General features: G+C 73.0%; 15 protein-coding genes. 5 read left to right on the top strand and 10 right to left on the bottom strand.

The features are described from left to right. Positions 1-138: 138 nt before the first annotated feature. The 7 genes from J3P44_RS12695 to J3P44_RS12665 all read right to left on the bottom strand — a co-directional run bounded on the left by J3P44_RS12695 (position 139) and on the right by J3P44_RS12665 (position 10,906). On the bottom strand, positions 139-2,739 hold the full coding sequence (locus tag J3P44_RS12695; RefSeq protein WP_255890753.1) for a GNAT family N-acetyltransferase: 2,601 nt from the start codon (positions 2,737-2,739) through the stop codon (positions 139-141). Further along, the gene (locus J3P44_RS12690; RefSeq protein ID WP_255890752.1) at positions 2,736-4,514 is read right to left on the bottom strand and encodes an IucA/IucC family protein; all 1,779 of its coding nucleotides are present in this window, start codon (positions 4,512-4,514) and stop codon (positions 2,736-2,738) included. The genes J3P44_RS12695 and J3P44_RS12690 overlap by 4 nt, the downstream gene beginning before the upstream one ends. Continuing rightward, complete coding sequence (locus J3P44_RS12685; RefSeq protein WP_255890751.1) at positions 4,511-5,044, bottom strand: GNAT family N-acetyltransferase; 534 nt, start codon at positions 5,042-5,044, stop codon at positions 4,511-4,513. Before J3P44_RS12685 ends, J3P44_RS12690 begins: the two co-directional genes overlap by 4 nt. Then, positions 5,041-6,426 (bottom strand): lysine N(6)-hydroxylase/L-ornithine N(5)-oxygenase family protein, encoded by a 1,386-nt coding sequence (locus J3P44_RS12680; RefSeq protein WP_255890750.1) that lies wholly within the window; start codon positions 6,424-6,426, stop codon positions 5,041-5,043. The genes J3P44_RS12685 and J3P44_RS12680 overlap by 4 nt, the downstream gene beginning before the upstream one ends. Then, complete coding sequence (locus J3P44_RS12675) at positions 6,423-7,889, bottom strand: pyridoxal phosphate-dependent decarboxylase family protein (RefSeq protein WP_255890749.1); 1,467 nt, start codon at positions 7,887-7,889, stop codon at positions 6,423-6,425. Before J3P44_RS12675 ends, J3P44_RS12680 begins: the two co-directional genes overlap by 4 nt. 273 nt (positions 7,890-8,162) lie before the next feature. Then, complete coding sequence (locus J3P44_RS12670) at positions 8,163-9,653, bottom strand: amidohydrolase (protein WP_255890748.1); 1,491 nt, start codon at positions 9,651-9,653, stop codon at positions 8,163-8,165. Between the two features lie 23 nt (positions 9,654-9,676). After that, the gene (locus J3P44_RS12665) at positions 9,677-10,906 is read right to left on the bottom strand and encodes an amidohydrolase family protein (protein ID WP_255890747.1); all 1,230 of its coding nucleotides are present in this window, start codon (positions 10,904-10,906) and stop codon (positions 9,677-9,679) included. Positions 10,907-10,992: 86 nt separating this feature from the next. On the opposite strand from J3P44_RS12665, the gene J3P44_RS12660 reads away from it, so the two are divergent. Together J3P44_RS12660 and J3P44_RS12655 are read left to right on the top strand one after the other, a co-directional pair. Continuing rightward, on the top strand, positions 10,993-11,646 hold the full coding sequence (locus tag J3P44_RS12660; RefSeq protein WP_255890746.1) for a hypothetical protein: 654 nt from the start codon (positions 10,993-10,995) through the stop codon (positions 11,644-11,646). Positions 11,647-11,655: 9 nt separating this feature from the next. Continuing rightward, entirely contained in the window at positions 11,656-12,288 is a 633-nt protein-coding gene (locus J3P44_RS12655) for a hypothetical protein (RefSeq protein WP_255890745.1), read from the top strand. 12 nt (positions 12,289-12,300) lie between these two features. On the opposite strand, the gene J3P44_RS12650 is transcribed toward J3P44_RS12655, so the two are convergent. Beyond that, positions 12,301-13,761, bottom strand: coding sequence for a serine/threonine-protein kinase (locus J3P44_RS12650; RefSeq protein ID WP_255890744.1), 1,461 nt, complete (start codon positions 13,759-13,761; stop codon positions 12,301-12,303). A 20-nt stretch (positions 13,762-13,781) separates the two neighbouring features. Between J3P44_RS12650 and J3P44_RS12645 the strand changes: the two genes are divergently transcribed. Genes J3P44_RS12645 through J3P44_RS12635 form a run of 3 tightly spaced genes read left to right on the top strand, consistent with a single transcriptional unit; the run spans position 13,782 to position 17,345 of the window. Continuing rightward, positions 13,782-14,360 (top strand): RNA polymerase sigma factor, encoded by a 579-nt coding sequence (locus tag J3P44_RS12645; protein ID WP_255890742.1) that lies wholly within the window; start codon positions 13,782-13,784, stop codon positions 14,358-14,360. Further along, complete coding sequence (locus J3P44_RS12640) at positions 14,357-15,862, top strand: M1 family metallopeptidase (RefSeq protein WP_255890741.1); 1,506 nt, start codon at positions 14,357-14,359, stop codon at positions 15,860-15,862. The genes J3P44_RS12645 and J3P44_RS12640 overlap by 4 nt, the downstream gene beginning before the upstream one ends. A 10-nt stretch (positions 15,863-15,872) precedes the next feature. After that, entirely contained in the window at positions 15,873-17,345 is a 1,473-nt protein-coding gene (locus J3P44_RS12635; RefSeq protein ID WP_255890739.1) for a carboxyl transferase domain-containing protein, read from the top strand. A gap of 90 nt (positions 17,346-17,435) precedes the next feature. Here J3P44_RS12635 and J3P44_RS12630 read toward each other — a convergent pair whose 3' ends face one another. Next, on the bottom strand, positions 17,436-18,509 hold the full coding sequence (locus J3P44_RS12630; protein WP_255890737.1) for a coiled-coil domain-containing protein: 1,074 nt from the start codon (positions 18,507-18,509) through the stop codon (positions 17,436-17,438). Further along, positions 18,509-19,978 (bottom strand): coiled-coil domain-containing protein, encoded by a 1,470-nt coding sequence (locus J3P44_RS12625; protein ID WP_255890736.1) that lies wholly within the window; start codon positions 19,976-19,978, stop codon positions 18,509-18,511. The genes J3P44_RS12630 and J3P44_RS12625 overlap by 1 nt, the downstream gene beginning before the upstream one ends. Positions 19,979-20,051 lie beyond the last annotated feature (73 nt).

Below are 20,051 nucleotides of genomic sequence, written 5' to 3'. Positions count from 1 at the left end.
GACACGACGACCCTCGGCCTTCGCGTCGTGCGCAAGCTCGACCGGGTCTGGGTCCTGAAGTCCGCGCTGGTGTGGCGCAAGGGCAGCGACTCGGCCCGGATCGCAGGCGCGAGCCTCATCCTTGTGGGACCCCGGCGGTCAGGGTTCCAGGCCGTCGTCGCGGTCACTGACGCGCGCGGCGTCGCGACGTTCCGGGTCAAGGTCCCCCGGAGACCGCTGCGGCTGCACACGTACTTCGCCAGCGGCAAGGCGATCTGGCACGGCACGACGATCGGCCTCCCCAGGACCCGGTCGGCCTCGCTCCGTGTTGGCTGACGTTCGCCGACTACTGGTCCGGTCGCCCCCGGCGGCCGGGATCCGCTGTAACCCCGGCCGGGGGATGAAGGTGAACTGGGCCTTCTTGGGCGGCAGGTCCGGCATCGGGGCGGGGATCTCGGTCACGGGCCCGAGCTCCGCGCCGAGCCGCTGGAGCAGGGCCAAGGACTTGATGTTGGCGACGTCGGGCTCGAGCACCATTCGCTGCACGGCCGGGTCGGCGAGGACCTGCGAGACGAGGAACGACATGAGGTCCTGCGTGGTGCCCGCGCGGGCCGGGTCGTCGGCCAGGAAGAGGTGCAGGCCGAGGTCGCCGGGGCGGCGGTCGTAGTGCTCGCCGATCTCGTCGACGAACGGGTCGTAGGTCTGCACCAGCCCGACCGGGCGACCGTCCAGGAGCACGAGGTCGGCGGTGAGGTGGTCCTGCGAGACGATCCAGCCGTAGATCCCGGCGACCTCCTCGACACTGCGCGTCGCCATGCCCCAGAAGGCTGCTCGCGGCTGGGTGAACCAGCCGTGCAGCAGCACGGCGTCGGCCTCGGGATCGACGGTGCGGAGGGAGAAGGTGCGGGCCGAGGACCCGACCTCGGTGACAGTGAGCTCGTTGACGGGGAGCAAGGTTCCGTCCTTCCAGGCGGTGAACTGGTTGTCGTGGTGGGGACTGCCCACCTGGCCGCTCGACCCGAGGGGGACCGCCCAGCGACTCGCGCCGCGGTCGGCCAAGTCCCACACGACCCGCGCGACAGGCCCCGAGACACAGGCGTCCGTGCCGGGGATCCAGGCGGTGGCGGCGACGCACTCGGTGTCGCCGCCGAGAGAACTGCCGGCCACGGCCGGGACGTACGGCCACGGGTCGAGGCCGAGGTCCGCGAAGGCGTGCTGCGGCGCGAACCGGTGCCGGTCCCCCCACGACGTGGGCGGCAGCGCGGCGACCTGCGCCAGCGCCGTACGTGCGAGGTCCGCGAGGTCGAGCCCCGGCAACGGGAGGGCGAGAAGCTCGGGCAGGACGCGGGCGATCCTGCTGGGCAGGTGCCACCAGGGCGCCAGCACCTCGGCGTGGGCCGGCGGGAAGGCCGAGCGCGCCGGTTCGAGCACCGGGTGGGCCACGACCGCCGCCACCAACGCGTCGCGGACGGCCCCGAACGCCCCGGCCGCGGCGGAGCCCGCCTGCATCGAGCCGTCCCAGTCACGGAGCAGGTCGACCAGCCGGCGACTGGGGGCGGGGAGCCCGGGCAGCTGGAGCAGCATTGCAAGGAGCGAGCCGCCGGCGGCGTTGTCCTCGTCGGTCAGCACTGCGGCGGCCGCGGCCACGTCGACGCGTCTCTCCGCGACCAGCGACGCGATCCGCTCACGTCTCCAGCGCGGCGCGAACCGCGAGGAGAGCACGTCCCACCGCCCGTCGGTGCGGTCGTTGGCGGTGACGGCCACCTCGGCCGGAGCGACCTCGATGCGCGGCAGGTCGGCCCATCCCACCCAGTCCGCACCGTCACGGACCGGCACCCGGCCGGCCACGCGGTGCAGCACCCGTCCCTCGGTGTCGGCCACGACGACGTTGTTGACCGGCTCGACCCAGAGGTCGAGGGCAGCATCGACGTCGGCGACCGTCCGGGCCCTCAGGAGTGGCAGCACAGCCGCCAGCCCGACGTCGCCGAGCTCGGCAGTCGGGGTGCGGACGTCGAGCCGTCCCCGCGTCACCCGCACGTCCTGGTAGTCCGCCATGGCGTTGGTGACCGCCCAGGCGACGTGGCCCGTGTGCCCGAAGTGCTGCACGCCGGGCACGCCGGGGAACGCCAGTCCGACGACGTCGAACTCGTCGCACGCGAGCCCCACCTGCTGGTAGATGCCAGGCACCTCGAAGACCCGGTGCGGGTCGGCGCCGATCAGCGGGAGCCCGGACGTCGTACGCCCTCCGCCGACGGCGAACGCGTTGCTGCCGTGGGGCGCGTCGCTCACGCCCAGCAGCTCCGCGAGCCGCGGCTCGAGGTCCGTCCCGACCGAGGCCGCCCACAGCTTGGTGGGGAAGCCGGCGAAGAGCACGTGCTGGACCAGGAAGACCGCCACCGGCGTCCACGGCTGCCACTCGCCGGGAGCGGGACGTCCGGCGAGCTCGGGCGAGGACGCCCCTTCGGCGAAGCCGGCCCGGACCCCGTCGACGTACGCCGCGAGGAACTGCTGCGACTCCGCAGGCAGCGCGTCGAAGCCGCGCCGGGCGGTGCGTTCGATGTCGAGGTCGCGGGCGAAGGCGTCCCATGCGGGTGCGCGCGAGCCGCCCAGCGCGCTCACCCGGGCCTCGCCACGCAGTCGCTCGACCTCCAGCTGCCAGGCGCGGTCGTGCGCGGTGACCCGCCCCTGCTCGTGGGCGAGGGCGAGCAGGTCGGTGCCGCGGACGTGGGGGATGCCGTAGCGGTCGCGAGTGACGCTCACCGGAGGCGGGGGTCGGCTGCGGGGTTGCGCAAGGTGCCGGCGAAGATCAGCGACTCGGCCTGGTCGGTGAGGTCGACCATCTGCAGCGTGTTGCGCAGCTGGAGGCGGTTGAGGCAGCTGTGCGCGAACTCCGCACGCAGCAGGTCGTACGTCGCCGCGGCCGCAGCCAGCTCGGGATGGTCGGCGGCGTGACCGGCGATGCACGCGCGCACCAGTCCCCAGAAGTCGTCGTCCGGCAGCAGTCCGGCCTCGTCGAGGATCGCGCCGAGGTGGCGCAGGAAGCCGTCGAAGACGTCGGTGTGGATCGAGAGCGCCGCGACGTCGGGGGTCACCGCGGCGCGGATGCGGGCGACCTCGTCGGGCAGCGGACGATCGCCGAGCACGGCCACCTCCTCCCCGATGTCCTTCATCACCATCCGGACCGGCACATGGTCGCGCAGCACCATCACGAGGTTCTCGCCGTGCGGCATGAAGGCGAGGTCGTGCGCGAGCAGACAGTGGACGAGCGGGCGCAGGTAGGCCCGCAGGTAGGTCGTCACCCACGCGGCCGGCTCGAGGGGCGAGCACTCGATGAGCTCTGCCACGAGCGGGACGCTGTCCCGGTCGCGGTGGAGCAGCGAGGCCATCGTCGCCAGCCGCTCGCCGTGGGCCAGGTGCGGCACCGGGCTCTCCCGCCACAGCGCGGCGACCATCTTGCGGTAGGGCGAGGTCACCGGGAGGCGGTGGTAGGCGTCGCCGGTCCAGCCGATCGCGGCGTGCTCGCGCAGCACCGAGAACCCGAGGCCGACCAGCTCGGCGTCGCCCTGCACGAGCTCGGCCACCCAGTCGTTGATCGCCGGCGTCGCGGCCATGTAGGCCGGTGACAGGCCGCGCAGGAACCCCATGTTCTGGATCGCCAGCGCGACCTTCACGTAGGACCGCTCCGGGTGGTCGACGGGGAAGAACGTCCGGATCGACTGCTGCGCCCGGTGCGCCGAGGGCACCACTCCCAGCGACACCAGCGCCTGACGCGCGACGTCGGGGGCGAAGGTGACGGAGATCCGGTTGGCCCACTGCCAGGGGTGCACGGGGAGGTAGAGGTAGTCGGCGGGGTCGAGGCCGAGGTCGCGCAACCGCTTCTCGAAGTCGGTGAGGGCGTCCTCGCCGAGCTCCGCGAGGTAGTGCTCCTCCTCGCTGCGGCCAGCCGCCAGCGACAGCAGCGCCTCGTCGCGGCGTACGGCCAGCCAGTGCAGGTGCACGTCGGCACCCGCCTCGGGTGCGTAGGCCGCGTAGTCGTCGACGCCGAAGCCGATGCGGCCGTTGTTGGCGACGAAGCCGGGGTGCCCCTCGGTCATCGCCGTCTCGATCGCCTGGTAGTCGGCGTGGACGAGGTCGGCGGAGGAGAGCTGGTGGTGGGTGCGCTTCCAGGCCGCGGAGGCCAGGGTGCTGGCGATCTCCTCGAGGTAGACCGGGAGCAGGTGGTCGGGGATGCCCAGTCGGTCGTTGCAGTCGACGACGAAGTCCTGGGCGTCGACCGGGGCGGGCTCGCCTGCGACGGTGCGGCGCAGCGACGCCGGGTCGACGACCCAGTGCTCCAGCGGGTGCCTGCGGGCGGAGAGCTCGTACGCCGACGCACCCAGGTCGAGCCGCCAGCCCGCCCCGTCGGCGACCGGCTCCAGCAGGCGCTCGTGGGCGAACTCGGCGATGGCCTTGGCGACGAGGTCGCGGTGGGCGCGGGCCATGGTCTCGGGAGTCAGGTGGGCGGTCAGGTCGGTCGGGTTGGTCAGGGCGGTCATGCGGCACCTCCGAGGGCCGAGGAGGAGAAGTCGGCCCGGGTGCAGAAGCTCAGGGCCGCGGTCTTGTCGGCGAGGTCGACGGTGCGGCAGACCACGAAGCCGACGGCGGCGTTGAGGGCGGCGATCTTGTCGTTGCGGACGTCGGGCTCGACCACGACCCGGCGCACGGACGGGTCGGCCAAGCACTCCTCCATCACCCGGCGCAGGACGGCGGCCGTGAAGCCGTGGACCGGACGGTCCGTCGGGGCCACCAGCACGTGCATGCCCACGTCGCCCGGCCGCAGCTCGGGCAGTCCTGCCAGGGGTGAGCGGGCGGGGTCGTAGCGCTCCATCAGGAAGGCGGGCTCCCCGTCGGCGCGGCCGAGCAACGCGTGGTGGTGGGGGTCGGCCGCGATCCGGGCGTACTCGTCGTGCACCTGCTCGACGGTGGCGTCCTGCATGCCCCAGAAGACCGACCGCGGGTGGGTCACCCAGGCGTGGAGCAGGGCCAGGTGAGGGGTGGGGTCGAGGAGTTCGGTCGTGAGCCTCATCGCGACACCTGGTCTCGTGACGCGCGCTGCGCGCGCTCCTCGACCAACGGGTGACGCTGCGCGCGCCCCTCGACCAACGGGGGGCTCGCCTCGACCGGCGGTGCGGCCTGGTCGCGGTAGCGGTCGGGGATGCCCCACTCCTGGAAGGCGATGCGCTTCTCGACGGCGTACGGCTCGCGGCCCAGGACCTGCGACAGGATCACCGAGCTGCGCATCGCGCCCATGCCGAGGTCGGGCGCGACGAAGCCGTGGGTGTGCTCCTCAGCGTTCTGCACGAAGACCTCGGCATCGGCGTGGTCGACGGCGAAGGTCGGGCCCGCCAGGAACCGGCCCTGCTCGTCCCACCTGATCCGGTCGCGCACGGGCTGCAGGAACTCGGGCACGCGCGGGGCGTAGCCGGTGGCCAGCACGAGCGAGTCGGTGCGCAGGGCGCCGGTGGCCTGCTGCTCGGTGTGGCGCAGGTCGAGGGTGTAGCGCTCGCCGTCCCACCGCGCGGTGGTGACCTCGGTCGCGGTCAGCAGTGTCGTGTCGACGCCCCCGCTCGCCTCGCGCCGGTAGAGCTCGTCGTAGATCGCGTTGATCGTCTCCGAGCTGATCCCCTTGGACAGCGCCGCCTGGCCACGCTGGGCCTCCGCCCGGCGGGGGGCGGGCAACGCCTGGAAGTAGGACGACCACTCGGGCGAGGTCATCTCGAGCGTCAGCTTGGTGTACTCCATCGGGAAGAACCGCGGCGAGCGAGTGACCCAGGTGAGCTCGAAGCCGTGGTGCTCCTGCTCGGCGAGCAGGTCGGCGTACACCTCGGCCGCGCTCTGGCCGCTGCCGACCACGGTGACCGAGCCACTCGCGAGCAGGTCGTCCTTGCGGCTCAGGTAGTCCGCGGAGTGCAGCGCGGGTCCGTCGACGTCGAAGGGCATCCGCGGTGCCGTGCCGGTGCCCAGAGCGAGGTGTCGCCCGCGCCAGGTGCGCCCCGTTGCCGACCGTACGACGTAGGCGTCGCCGTCGTGCTCGACCGCGACCACCCGCTCGCCCCAGCGCACCGTGTCGAGGCGCTCGGCCGCCCACCGGCAGTAGTCGTCGTACTCGCGCCGGAGGGGGTAGAAGCTCTCGCGGATGTAGAACGGGTAGAGCCGGCCGACGTCCTTGAGGAAGGCGAGGTAGGAGAAGGGCGAGGTCGGGTCGGCCATCGTCACCAGGTCGGCGAGGAACGGCACCTGGAGGGTGGCGTCCGGCAGCATCATCCCCGGATGCCAGGAGAAGCCGTCCGCGGCCTCGAGGAAGACGGCGTCGAGGTCGTCGAGGGGATGGCCGAGGCAGGCGAGCCCGAGGTTGAAGGGCCCGAGCCCGATCCCGATCAGGTCGTGCGTGGTCGCGGGGCGGCTCACCGGACCACCGCCACTCGCTCGCCGCGCGGTCGCGGGGCCACCGGCGCATCGGCGAGGCGCTCCCCCGCCTCGCGCACCATCTCGACGACCGCGAGGATGTCGGCGAGGGTCGCGACCGGGTTGAGCAGGGTGAGCTTGAGGTAGCTGCGGCCGTCCACGCGGGTCGCCGCGACCAGCGCTCGTCCCTCGTCGAAGAGCTCGGCGCGGATCGCCGCGTTGATGCGGGCCAGCGCCGCCTCGTCACGGCCGGGCGGGCAGTAGCGGAACACGATGGTGCTCAGCTGCGGAGCCGCTGCCACGTCGATGTCGGGCATCGCGGTCAGCTCGGCGGCGACCGCGTCGGCGAGGTCGATCACGGTGTCGAGGTGCTCCCCGACCGCGTCGGCGCCCATCACCCGCAGCGTCATCCAGAGCTTCAGCGCCTCGAAGCGCCGGGTGGTCTGCAGGCTCTTGTCCACCTGGTTGGGGTGGGCGGAGTCCTTCGGGTTGAGGTAGTCGGCGTGCCAGGTGACGTGTCCGAGCGTCGCGCCGTCGCGCACCAGCAAGGCGCTGCACGACACCGGCTGGAACCAGGTCTTGTGGAAGTCGACCGCGACCGAGTCGGACAGCTCGATCCCCTCCAGCCAGTCACGCCGCCGGGGCGAGACCAGCAGGCCGCCGCCGTAGGCCGCGTCGACGTGGAACCACGCGCCGTACGCCCTCGCCAGCGCCGCGACCTCCGGGAGCGGGTCGATGGCACCGAAGTCGGTCGTGCCGGCGGTGGCCACGACCGCCATCGGCACGCCGCCGCCCGCCACGCTGTCGGCGAGGGCCGCGCCCAGCGCCGCGGGGTCCATGCGCCGGGAGACGTCCACGGCGACCGGGACCACCGCCTCGTCGCCGAGACCGAGCGTGCGGGCGGCCTTCTGGACCGAGAAGTGACCGTCGGCGCTGGCGAAGATCCGCAACCGATCGACCGGTGCGACCTGCTGACCGCGGGCGAGGAGCAGGGCCTGCAGGTTGGACTGGGTGCCACCGGTGGTGAAGATGCCGTCGGCGCCCGCGCCGTAGCCGATCCGCGCCGCCGTCCAGTCGACGAGGTGGCGCTCGATGAAGGTGGCCCCGGCGCTCTGGTCGAACGTGTCGAGGCTGGAGTTGACCCCGCTGATGAGGACCTCCGCCATCAGGGCGGGGATGACGACCGGGCAGTTGAGGTGCGCCGCGGCCGTCGGCTCGTGGAACCAGATCGCGTCGTCCAGCCACAGCCGGGAGAGCTCGGCGAGCGCCTCCCCTTCCTCCCCCAGCGGACGGTCCAGGTCGATCGCGGCGACCCGCTCGGCTGACTCGCGCGGGGTGATGCCGGTCAGGGGGCGCCCGGCGGTGTCCGCGACGTGGCCGACGAGGTGGTCGACCGTCAGGCCGACGGCCTCGCGATAGTCCACGGCATTGGCCGGGTGGAAGAGGTGGTGCCAGGGTCGACGCACGAGACGAGTCCCTCCGAGAGTCAATTAGGTAAGGCTTACCTTACTGAACTCGGGATCGAGCGCTACGTGTCCCGCGTCACACGGACGGTCAGCCCGCCATGTGGCCACTCGAGCGGCCATATGGTCGCTCGCGTGGCGCCATACCGTGTGATGAGCGGCCATATGTCGTCACCAGTCCGTGCCACCGCCCATATCCCGACTCAAGCGGCCTTATGGTCGCTCGAGTCGGGCCGTAGCGTGCGACAGGCGACCCCACCAGCGCCCAAGTGGACCTCAAGACAGTGAGTACGCCGTCTCGCCGGCGACCCACGTCGCGACGACATGGTCGGCGAAGGAGCGCAGCGCCAGGGCGTGCTCGCGGTCGGAGATCCCGTCAAGCGGGTCGGCGTCGAGGAGCACGAGGTCAGCGGGGTGGCCGACGGCGACCGTGCCCCAGCCGTCGGTCGACGCCGCCAGCGCCTCGCGTGCGGTGAGGGACTGCTCGGGGTGCCACGCCTCGCGGTCGTCCCCCGAGCGGTGCACGGCCGCGGCGACGGCGAGCCACGGATCGAGTGGCGAGACCGGCGCGTCCGAGCCCAGCACCACGTCGACGCCGGCGTCGAGCATCCAGCGCAGCGGGAAGCAGCGCTCGGCGCGACCGGGCCAGAGCCGCTCGGTCACGTCGCGGTCGTCGAGCAGGTGGGCGGGCTGCACGCTCGCCCGGACGCCGAGGGCGGCCATCCGGCGTACGTCGTCGTGGGTGGTGAGCTGGACGTGCTCGATGCCGCCACGGGCACCGGTCTCCTCGAAGGCATCGAGCGCGACGCTCACCGCCCGGTCACCGATCGCGTGAACGGCGACGTCGATCCCACCGGCCGCGGCGCGGGCGAGCAGCGCGCGCAGCTCGGCCGGGGTCTGGTTGGCCTGCCCCTCCTCGGCGCCGGGCACCGCCTTCTCGGCGTAGGGCTCGCAGCACCAGGCGGTGCGGGTGTTGAGGGATCCGTCGCTGATGATCTTCAGCGGCCCCATCGTCAGGCGCGGGTCTCCGGCGAGCGGGTCGCCCGAGCGCAGGCCGCGGGCCAGGACGTCGTCGAGCCCGTCGGCGTAGCAGGCGTGCCGCACCCGGACCAGGTCCGCGCCCTCTGCCCATCGCGCCGCCCAGTCGGCGACGCCGCCGCTGAACTCGAGGTCGACCAGGCCGACCACGCCCTGCGCGGCCGCTGCCTCCATCGAGCGGCGGTAGGCCTCGGGTCCGGTTCCGTCGGTGCCGACGACGGTGGCGAGCCGCCCGTAGGCCATGAACCACTCCGCCTCGCTGACCACGCTGTCGCGGGTGGGGAGGGCGAGCATGTGCAGCGCCGTGGTGTTGAGCCAGCCGTGGTGGCCGTCGCCGGCGATCAGCACGATCGGCTGGTCGGTGTCGATCGCGTCGAGGTCTGAGACCGTGGGGTTGTCCGGCCACGCGGTCGGCCGGTGCCCCCAGCCGATGACCGGCAGGTCGGGCCACTCCTGGAGCCGCTCGCGGACCAGCGCGACGGCCTCACCGCTGGACCGTGCCGGGGCCAGGTCGAGCCGCGCCGAGGTGAGGGTCCACTGCCCGAGGTGGACGTGCTGGTCCCAGAGGCCGGGCATCAGCCAGCGGCCGGCGGCGTCGTACGACTCCTCACCGACCGCGCGGTCGAGACCTGTGCCGACCTCAGCCACCCCCCCTGCCTCGACGCGTACGTCGACCGGGCCCGGCACCTCGTGGGTGACCGCGACGAGACGGGCGTTGCTGATGAGCATGGGGCCACCGTAGGAGGTGCCCCTCACGTCGCGGCCCTGACCCCGCCCAGCCACACCGCGACCGGACGAGCCAGCGCCTCGACGTCGGAGGACAGATCTCCGTCGACGACGAGCAGGTCGGCAAGACGCCCGGCGACCAGCCGGCCCGCGTCGACCCCGCAGTCGTCGGCCGCCACCGAGGTCGCGGTCGCCAACGCGTCGTCGACCGGCCACCCGCCGTGCACCAGCTCGGCGACCGATCGCCACAGGTGTCCGTGCAGCTTGGCCGGCATCGCTCCGGCGTCCAGCCCGGACACGACCCGGATGCCGTGCTCGCGCAGGCGCAGCGAGTTGCGCGCCATCTGCTCGAAGTGGGCGTCGCGGTCGGTGATGCCGATCCGGGCCAGCATCTCCAGGACGTGCGGCGGCATCTGGGACACCGGTGGGAAGCGGGACGCGTCACGGCCCAGTGTGGGGTCGACGGTGACCCCGGCCGCTGCCACGCGGTCCAGCAGCTCCGGGGAGGCCGCGGCGCCACCGTCCGCCAGGCAGGTGAAGTGCTCGAGCCCGTCGACGCCGGCGTCGAGCGCCACCTCGGCACCCGTGATCGAGTGCGTGTGTGCCACGATCCGCAGACCGGCCGCGTGCGAGGCGTCCACGAGGCGGCGCAGGCTCGCCCGGTCGAACTGCGCTCCGAGCTGGTCGCTGCCCGGTGTGAGGAAACCCCCGCTGGCCATCACCTTCACCAGGTCGACTCCGCGCTCGGCACGCTCCGTCGCCGCTCGCTCCAGCGCCCCGGGGGCGTCGGGGTCGACGTCACCGCCGAGGAAGTGGCAGTGCCCGGCGGGCGTCGTGATGGGGGGACCGGCCGCCACGACCCGGGGCAGGCCCTCGCCGTGGCGATCCCGGTGATCGAGGACGCGGAAGCCCACGTCCCCCAGGTCGCGCACCGTCGTCACCCCGGCCGCGACCTGGGCCCGCAGGCTCTCGGTGATCACCTCGTCGACCGCCGAGACGTCCGCCCCACCCGCCCACTCCAGGCTGCCCGGCGCGCCGGGGAACGCGCCGCTGGCGACGAGGTGCACGTGGCAGTCGACGAGCCCCGGCAGGAGCGTGCCGCTGACCTGCGCGACTGGTACGCCGTCAGGCAGCGCGAAGTCTGCCGGCTCGACGCCCACGATGCGCTCCCCCTTGATCACGACGGTCGCGCCACCAGGCAGGAACCTCACGCCGTCGAAGGCGCGGTCGGCGCGCACGGCCCATCGTGTCCCCATCTCGAGATCGTCCTCCCGACCGATGATCTGCGCACCCCCGCCCGGCGATGGACCAGACCGGCGGCACACCCGGATAGGCTCGACGCATGGAATGGCGGGGGCCTGCGGTGCTCGTCACGCTCCTGGCGCTGGGCACCTGGAGCGGCTACGCCGCGTCGGGACAGTCGCGCGAAACGACAACCGGGGAGGGTGCGGCCGCGCCCGTGGAGGCCGCCAGCCCCTCGAGCCCGCTCCAGCCACCGAGGCCGTACGCGCCGGACCCCCCCGACCCGGCCCTGGAGCCCGACATCCCGATGAAGCCGGCCACCGTCGGCACCGGCAAGTTCGAGATCACCTTCCCGGTGCCGCGCGGCTGGACGACCATTGCCAACGCCACGAACGAGTGGAAGTGGAAGCAGCCGGGCACCTCCAACAACACCTACGTGATGCGGATCGAGCAGATCAACAGCCAGGACATCACCATCGAGGACGCCATCGACATCCGCGTGGCCCGGCTGCAGGACGAGCAGGAGGACGTCCGCATCATCGACCGGGGCGCCCAGACGCTGGAGTACACCTACCGCAGCAACGAGGACAACGCCCGCCACAGCTTCATGCACTGGCTCGACCTCGACGACAGCGGACAGGCCGATGTCGAGATCGTCGTCCACGGCCGGGAGCGGGACGTCGAGGGCACGAAGGACCTGATCACGCGCGTGGCGGAGGGCATGCGCGGCGCCTCGGCGGGGCCGGTGTCCTAGAGTCACGCCGTGACATGGCGGGGGCCTGCTGTGGTGGCTGCGCTGCTGGCGATGGGCGCCGGCGGCGGGTTCGCCGTCTCCTGGGGACTGACCGAGGGGGCGACCGGCGACGGGGTCGCCGCACCGGTCGCGGCCCAGTCGCCGAGCCTGCCCATCGACCCGGTCCCTGACCTCCTCCCGGACGCGCGCACGCCACCGCTGGAGCCGTCCGTCGAGCTCGTACGTCAACGCGTCGGCAGCGGCCCCTTCCAGATGTCGGTGCCTGCCCCGAAGGGGTGGACCTTCTTCACCAACTCGCTCAACGAGTGGCAGTGGCGCCCGCCCGACGACGCGGACTTCGGCTACTACCTGCGCGTCGAGCAGGTGCTGAGCAACCGGCGCTCGATCACCTGGACGCTGGACAACAGGATCGCCGAGCTCGACGAGGACGAGGACAACATGGTCGTCGTCGAGCGGACCGAGGACAGCCTCCACTACACCTACGTCACGTCCAACCACCTGCGCCACGGCTTCCTCGCGTGGCGCGACCTCACCGGCTCCGACAACGCCCAGCTCGAGGTCGCCGTGACTGGGCGCAAGGTCGACGTGGACGGCATGAGCGACCTGGTCGCCCGGGTCGCCGACGGCACCAGGATGGACTGAGCCGGCGGGCGCTCAAATGCCGGCCGTGTCCACCGAGTCGAGCACCCGGCGGGCCTCGCCCTGGTCGTCGCTGCGCACCTGCACCCAGAGCAGCTGGCTGGCGTTGACCTGGATGACGCGCTCGACCATGAACTTCACACCGGGACATCCGCGGAACCAGACCGTCATCGACTTGTCGCCGTTCCGCTCGTCGCGGACGGGCTGACTCGACGAGCTCTCGCACGCAGCGTGCTGCGGCACCCGCGAGGGCAGCTTCTCCCCGGGCAGGAGACCCACGAAGACGCCCGGCGCCGGGTCGGCGTCGGTGTTCCAGTCCGTGCTGGCCCCCGTCGCCAGGGCCGCCATCTCCTCCTGGCCCTCGACCGGCGTCCACGGCTCGGGATCGACCTGCGCGGCCCACTCCTCCGGGACGGTCACCGTGATGGTCTCGGTGTCGTCCCTGATGATGCGCTCGGAGGTGGCGGCCTGCTCGAGCCCCCATCCCGCCCCGCCGCCGACGACCAGCGCGAGCACGCCGGCCACGAGCCAGAGCCAGCGCCGACCGCTGGAGGACACCCGCCCCGGGGGCAGGTCGCCCGCGGGTTCGGTGAGGCCCGGCCCGGGGGCCGCCTGGGTGAGCTCCGGGGCCGCCGGGATCCACGCCTGCGGGGCGTCGTCCACCTCTCCGCCCATCGCGTCGACCAGCGCGGCGGTGAAGGACTCGATGTCGTCGAAGCGCTCGTCACGATCCTTGGCCAGGCCCTTGAGCACGACCGCCTCGGCCTCGGGGTTGTCGATGTCCATCGGCGGGGGCGGTGGCGGGTCCTCCGCGGCGGCGAGGACCTGGTGGTTGTAGGGCTGGCGTCCGGCGAGCAGGTAGTAGCTCAACGCCGCCAGTGAGAACTGGTCGGCACGGGGGTCCAGCCCCTCGCCCAGGGCCTGCTCGGGCGCGACGTACGTCGGGGTGCCGCCGACCATGGTGAGCCGCGACGACATGTCCATCGCCTTGCCCAGCCCGAGGTCGCCGACCATCGCGACGACGTGCGCGCCCCGGCCGTTCTCGATGGTGCGGAAGAGCACGTTGGCGGGCTTGATGTCGCGGTGGAGGACACCCCGGTCGTGCAGAGCAGCGAGGCCCTTGCCGACCTGGGTGATCACGGTGAGGGCCTGCGAGGTCTCGAGGGGGGCGAGCTCGAGACGGTCGGCCAGCGTGCCCTGGTCGGCGTACGCCATCACCAGGTAGGGACGGTCGTCGGCGAGCTCTCCGGCGTCGTAGACGGTGACCACGTGGGGCGACTCGACCTTGCGCAGGAAGCGGCCCTCCTCCAGGAAGCGCTGCCGGATGTGGAGGTCGCCGGTCCAGTTGTCGGCGAGCACCTTGATCGCCACGGGGGAGTCGAGGTGCTCGTCGTAGGCGAGCCAGACGGTCGCGAACGCTCCCGATCCGATGCGACGACGCACCGGATAACGACCGAGGCGGGAGGGAGCGGACACCCGGGCATTATCGTGCAGGGATGAACTATTCGGGGGACCACGGGGTCGCGTTGGCACCCGACGAGATCGACGAGCTCGCCGGCCGCGCCCGCGACGGCGACCGCGACGCGCTCGAGTCCCTGCTCGCGGAGGTGCGTCCGCGGGTGCTGAACATCTGCCGCGGGGTCCTCCCCTACTCCGGTGACGCCGAGGACGCCTGCCAGGAGGCGATGCTCAACGTCGCCACCAGGATCGGCTCGTGGGGCGGTCGCGGCCGGTTCACCACGTGGCTGCACATCGTGGCCGTCAACAGCGCCCGGACGACATACCGCCGCCTGAAGAACCTCGCCACGCCCACCGACTTCGAGGACGGCGCCCACGACCGTCCCGACCCGCGCACGACCAGCGTGATCGCCGGCACCCGCCTCGACCTGCTCGAGGCGATGGACACCATCGAGCGCGACCACCCGCAGTACGTCGAGCCGTTGCTGCTGCGCGACGTCTACGGCCTGCCCTACGACGAGATCGCCGCGCTGGTCGGCGCCCCCCTCGGGACGGTGAAGGCGCAGATCCACCACGGTCGCAAGCTCGCGCGGCCGCTGTTGCGGGGCGAGCGATGACCAAGCGGACAGCCGCGGTCGCCGCCGCCCTGTCCGTCGCCCTCCTCGCCGGCTGCTCGTCCGCCGCCGAGGGACCCGACGAGCTCGCGACCCCCTCCAGCGCGACGCCGGGAGGCTCGGAGGAGACCGCGATCGCGCCGAGCTCGACCGCACCGGTCACCGACCCGGTGGAGCAGGACCTCGACCTGGCCCTCTCCACCCCGGTCGAGGACAGCGTCTACCCCCACGTCGGGGACCCGCGCGTCGACGCCCTGCTCTACGACCTCGACCTCACCTGGGACCCGGAGGCGGAGCGGCTCACCGGCAGGGCCGTCATCACCTTCCGGGCGGCGCGTCAGGCACCCCGCTTCCAGCTCGACCTGGGACCCGGGCTCACGGTGGGCCGGGTCGCCCTCGACGGTGAGCCCATCGGCTTCGCGCGCCGGGGCAAGGACCTCGTCCTGAAGGCACCCCTCGAGGTCGACCGACGCCACGAGCTGTCCCTCGACTACGTCGGCACACCGGAGCCGGCACCGGCCCCCACGACCCGCTCCGACTTCTCGACGACCGGCTTCACGGTCACCGACACCGGCGAGGTGTGGACGATGCAGGAGCCCTTCGGCGCCTACACGTGGTACCCCGTCAACGACCAGCCGTCCGACAAGGCGCTCTACGAGATCACGGTGCACGCACCGGCGCCGTGGACCGGGATCGCCAACGGCCACCTCACCGAGCTGACCCGCGAGGACGACACGACCACCACGTCGTGGCAGCTCACCGAGCCCGCGTCGTCCTACCTCGTGACCCTCGCGATCGGCGACTACGCCCACAGCAGCAACACCACCGAGGACGGCCTGAGGGTGGACTACTGGAACCCGCGGGGCATGGTGATGCGCCTCGACCAGCTCCAGACCGCAGCCGCGACCGTCGACTGGATCGAGACCAAGCTCGGCCCCTATCCCTTCGACTCTCTCGGCCTCGTCGTCACCGACTCGATGAGCGCAATGGAGACCCAGACGATGGTGACGCTGGGCAACAACGAGTACGTCCTGTCGCCGCAGGTGATCGCCCACGAGCTGGTGCACCAGTGGTACGGCGACCAGGTCTCGCCCGCGGACTGGCGCGACGTCTGGCTCAACGAGGGCATGACGATGCTGATGCAGTGGATCTACCAGGACGAGCACGAGATCCAGTCGTTGCGCGAGAGCCTCCAGAGCGCCCGGGCGGCCGACCAGGGCCTGCGTGACGAATACGGCCCGCCCGGCGACTACGACCCGCGGCAGTTCGGCGGCTCCAACATCTACACGACCCCCGGGCTCATGTGGAACGAGCTGCGCGTCGAGCTCGGCGACGAGGAGTTCTTCCGCATCGCCCGTTCCTGGCTGACCGACAACGACAACACCTCGGTGACCCGCGAGGAGATCTTCGCCCACTGGGAAAGGGAGACCGGGCGCGAGCTGTCGGCGTTCTTCGACTCCTGGATCACCGGCTCCACGACGCCGAGGTCCGGCGTACCGAGATGAGCACCCCACGATGAGCCGGCTCTCGGCGCACGACCTGATCGCCCTGGTCCTCGACCAGGACTCGTGGAGCTCGTGGGACACGGCGCCCTCGCGGTCGGGCATCAGCGACGAGTACGCCGCCGAGCTGGCCGCCGCGGCCGAGAGGTCGGGCGTCGACGAGTCGGTGCTGACCGGCGAGGCGCGGCTGCACGGGCGCCGGATCGGCGTGCTGGTCGGCGAGTTCGCCTTCCTGGCCGGCTCCATCGGCCGCGCGGCTGCTGACCGGATCGTGGCCGGGATCGAGCGTGCCACCCGCGAGGGCCTGCCTCTGGTGGCGGCCCCGATCAGCGGCGGCACCCGGATGCAGGAGGGCACCCCGGCATTCGTGCAGATGGTGCGGATCTCCGCTGCGGTCGCCGCCCACCGCACCGCCGGGCTCCCCTACCTCGTCTACCTGCGCAACCCCACCACCGGCGGGGTGATGGCCTCATGGGGCTCGCTCGGCCACGTGACCGTCGCCGAGCCCGGCGCCCTCGTCGGCTTCCTCGGCCCCCGCGTCTACGAGGCGCTCTACGACAAACCGTTCCCCAGCGGCGTACAGACCTCGGAGAACCTCTACGCCCACGGCATCATCGACGCGGTCCTGCCGCCCGACGAGATCGCCGACATCCTCGACCGCGCGCTGTCCATCCTGATGGCCGCGCGGGAGGGCGTCGCTCCGGTCGCCGACCCCGGCCAGGAACCGGTCGCCGACGTGGACACGTGGGACTGCGTGACCCGGTCACGACGCCCGGACCGTCCCGGCGTACGCCGCCTGCTGCGCTTCGGCGCCAGCGACGTCGTACCCCTCAACGGCACCGGGCAGGGCGAGCGGGACCCAGGGCTGCTGATCGCGCTCGCGAGGTTCGGCGAGGCGCCGTGCGTCTTCCTCGGCCAGGACCGCCGCGGCCAGACGACCGACCACCCGATGGGCCCGGAGGCCCTGCGCGAGGCCCGGCGGGGGATGCGGCTGGCCTCCGAGCTCGGGCTGCCGCTGGTGACGGTGATCGACACGCAGGGCGCCGCCCTGTCGGCCGACGCGGAGAACGGTGGCCTGGCCGGCGAGATCGCCCGGTCGCTCGCCGACCTGGTGACGCTCGACGCGCCGACGCTGTGCCTGATGCTCGGTGAGGGCAACGGCGGCGGTGCGCTGGCGCTGCTGCCGGCCGACCGGGTGGTCGCGGCCCAGCACGCCTGGCTCTCCCCGCTCCCCCCGGAAGGGGCGTCCGCGATCGTGCACCGCGACCTCGACCACGCCGCGGAGATGGCGCGCGCCCAGCAGGTGCGAGCGATCGACCTGCACCGCAGCGGCATCGTCGACCGGATCGTGGCGGAGAAGCCCGACGCGGCCGACGAGCCAGAGGAGTTCTGCCGCCGGGTCGGAGCCGTGCTCGAGCACGAGCTCAGCGCGCTGCTGGCCGCCGGGCCGGGGTCGGCCGCGGACCGCACCCGCCGCTACGCCTGACTGTTCATCACGGTATGTCGACGTACAGGCACTTCCCACGATCAGTTGACCCGGGGAAGTGCGTGCTCACCGACATACCGTGATGAAGCGTCACCGCTGGTCGGCGGCCTCCGAGCCGTCCTCGGCCTCGCCGGTGTCCTCGGTCTCGTCGGTGTCCTGGGTCTCGTCCGTGTCCTCGGCCGCTTCGGATGCCTCACGCGCGGCGTCGGCGAGTGGGTCGCCGTGAGGAGCAGACGCGTCCGGCTCGTCGGCCGGGACGTCCGTCGGCAGGCTCGCTCCGACGCCGGGGACAGCGGTGCCGGACAGGGTGGCGAGCATCTGACGGACGTTGGAGAGCTGCGCGTTGATGCTGTCGCGGCGCTGCGCGGCCGCGGCGAGCTCGCGGTCGGACTCGGCACGCACCCGGTCGGCCGTCGCGCGGGCCTCGGCGACCATCGTGGTGGCGCGCTCCTCGGCGTCGGCGAGCATCCGCGCGATGCGAGTCTCGGCCTCGCTGCGGGACCGCGCCAACGCCGCCTCGGTGTCGCGGTTGCGGGCAGTGATGGCGTCGAGCTCGGCCTGGGCGGCGGCCTGCTGCGCCTGGAACTCCGAGGTGGACCGCTGCCGACGCTCGGCCAGGGTGGTCTCGAAGTCGGCCGCGGCCTGGGCGGCCTTCGCACGCTGGTCCTCGAAGAGCGCCTCGGCCTCGGCACGGCGGGCGGACGCGTCGCGCTCCGCGGCGTCGCGCTCGGAGTCGGCCGCCTTGCGGGCGTCGGCGAGCACCCGGGCTCCCTCCGCCTCGGCGTCGCGACGGGTCTCGTCGGCGTACCGGTCGGCGTCGGCGCGCACCGCTCCCGCCTCCTGCTCGGCCTCCTTGCGGAGGTTCTCGACCTCACCCACGACACGGTCGCGGATCTCGGCTGCCTCCGCCTCGGCGAGGGAGAGGATCTGCCCGACCCGCTCACCCAGGTGCTCGTACGTCGGCAGCTCGGGCTGCTGGGCCTCCCGCGACACGAGCGCGTCGCGAGACGTCGACGCGTCGGCGCGTGCCTGCTCGGCGGCGGCCTCCGCCGCGTCGAGCCGCGAGCGCAGCTCGGCGGCCTCGCGCTGCGCCTGACCGAGCACGCGCTCGACCTCGGTGGGGTCGTAGCCGCGGCGCACAGTCGTGAACATCTCGTCAGGCATCAGGGGTTCTCCTGGTCAGGGGGTGGGGGGTGGGGAGCACGTGTGGGGAGTAGGGGGAGGGTGGCCGCGGTCGGGTCCGACGGACCGGTGTCGTCGCGTTCGGGGACGGAGAGCGCCTCGATGACGCCGGAGAGCTGGCCGAGCTCGGCTGCGATGCCGTCGCGCTGGGCCTGCAGCTCCGCGATCTCGGCACGAGCACGCTCGAGTGCGCGCCGGGCCCCCTCGCGGAGCTGGTCGGCCTCGGCGCGCCCCTCGGCCACGAGCGCCAGCGACTCCTCGCGGGCCCGGCGCCGGTCCTCGGCCGCCTCGGCCCGGCTGCGGGTGACCTCCTTCGCGACCAGGGCGCGCAGGCTGGCCGCACCCGACTCGGCCTCGGCGCGGCGACGCTCGAGGCGCTCGACGGCCCGCTCGGACTCGTCGGTGGCGTCGGCCACGATGCGGACGGCCTCGGCCTCGGCACGCTCCCGGACCGACCGCGCCTCGCTCTCCATCTCGCCGGCAGCCAGGGCGGCGACCTGCGCGATGTCGTCGGCGCGCTGCTGGGCGTCGGCGAGCTCGGCGGACATCCGCGCGGCCACAGCGGCGATGACACCCTGCAGGCGACGGCGTACGGCACTGGTGTGCGCGGCGACGTCGGCGTGGCCGGCCTTGCGGATCGCCGCGGCCTCACTGGCCGCTCCGTCGAGCACGGAGCGGACCGTGGCGGTCGCCCACTCGGTCTGCTCGGCGGCCTGGCGCAGCTTCTCCTCGCTCTCCGCGCGGGCCTTGGCGAGGGTCTCGGCGGCCTCCTGACGGAGGCGCTCGGCCTCGCTGGCGGTGGTGCGGCGCAGCTCCTCGGAGTGCCGCGTGGCCTCCTCGCGCATCCGCGCGGACTCCGCGGACGCACTGGCCCTGAGGGACTCGGCCTCGGCGGTCGCGGAGTCGAGGTGGTGCTGGCTCGTGGTGCGGGCCTCCTCGACCAGTCGGGCCGCGGTCTCCTGGGCGGCTGCGACGGTGGCCTCGGCCTCGGCCCGCGCCGCTTCGAGGAGAGCGGCCTTCTCGGCGGCCGCGCTGTCGCGCAGCTCGAGCGACTCGGCGCGGAGGGCGACCACGTCCTCCTGTGCCCTGGCCCGCAGCCGGTCGCCCTCGAGACGCGCCTGCTCGACCTGCTCGTCGCGCGCGCCCTGGGCGGAGCTCATCAGCAGCGAGGCCTGCTCGTTGGCGTCGAGCACGATGGTCGCCGCCTCCTCGGAGGCCCCGGCGAGGACCTCCTCGGCCTGCTTGCGGGCCCGGCCGGCCTCGGCACGGTCACGCTCCGCCTCGGCCTGGAGCCGGCGGGCCTCCTCGCGCAGGACCGCGAGGTCGGCGGTCAGCCGCTCCGCCTCCTGCCGTGCCTCGCTCTGCAGCTGGTCGGCGACCTGCTGCGCGCGGGCGAGCAGCGTCGAGGTGGTGGGTTCGCCCGGGGAAGCCGTGGTGGCGTCGAGAGCCATGGCGCCATATTCCTTCCACACGATCCGAGACGGTCCATTGTGGCAGCGTGGCGGGCAGGTGACAAAGGGCGTC

This window comes from Nocardioides astragali (assembly GCF_024436375.1).
GTDB classification, from domain to species: Bacteria; Actinomycetota; Actinomycetes; order Propionibacteriales; family Nocardioidaceae; genus Nocardioides; species Nocardioides astragali.
The sequence above is the reverse complement of the archived record's forward strand: the minus strand, read 5'-3'. Positions and strand labels throughout refer to the sequence as shown.

Bases quoted from the DNA above. Each gene is read 5' to 3' on its own strand.
- J3P44_RS12690 (WP_255890752.1), bottom strand. From the start codon at position 4,514: ATGACCGCCCTGACCAACCCGACCGACCTGACCGCCCACCTGACTCCC.
- J3P44_RS12685 (WP_255890751.1), bottom strand. From the start codon at position 5,044: ATGAGGCTCACGACCGAACTCCTCGACCCCACCCCTCACCTGGCCCTG.
- J3P44_RS12670 (WP_255890748.1), bottom strand. From the start codon at position 9,653: ATGCTCATCAGCAACGCCCGTCTCGTCGCGGTCACCCACGAGGTGCCG.
- J3P44_RS12665 (WP_255890747.1), bottom strand. From the start codon at position 10,906: ATGGGGACACGATGGGCCGTGCGCGCCGACCGCGCCTTCGACGGCGTG.
- J3P44_RS12660 (WP_255890746.1), top strand. From the start codon at position 10,993: ATGGAATGGCGGGGGCCTGCGGTGCTCGTCACGCTCCTGGCGCTGGGC.
- J3P44_RS12645 (WP_255890742.1), top strand. From the start codon at position 13,782: ATGAACTATTCGGGGGACCACGGGGTCGCGTTGGCACCCGACGAGATC.
- J3P44_RS12640 (WP_255890741.1), top strand. From the start codon at position 14,357: ATGACCAAGCGGACAGCCGCGGTCGCCGCCGCCCTGTCCGTCGCCCTC.
- J3P44_RS12635 (WP_255890739.1), top strand. From the start codon at position 15,873: ATGAGCCGGCTCTCGGCGCACGACCTGATCGCCCTGGTCCTCGACCAG.
- J3P44_RS12630 (WP_255890737.1), bottom strand. From the start codon at position 18,509: ATGCCTGACGAGATGTTCACGACTGTGCGCCGCGGCTACGACCCCACC.
- J3P44_RS12625 (WP_255890736.1), bottom strand. From the start codon at position 19,978: ATGGCTCTCGACGCCACCACGGCTTCCCCGGGCGAACCCACCACCTCG.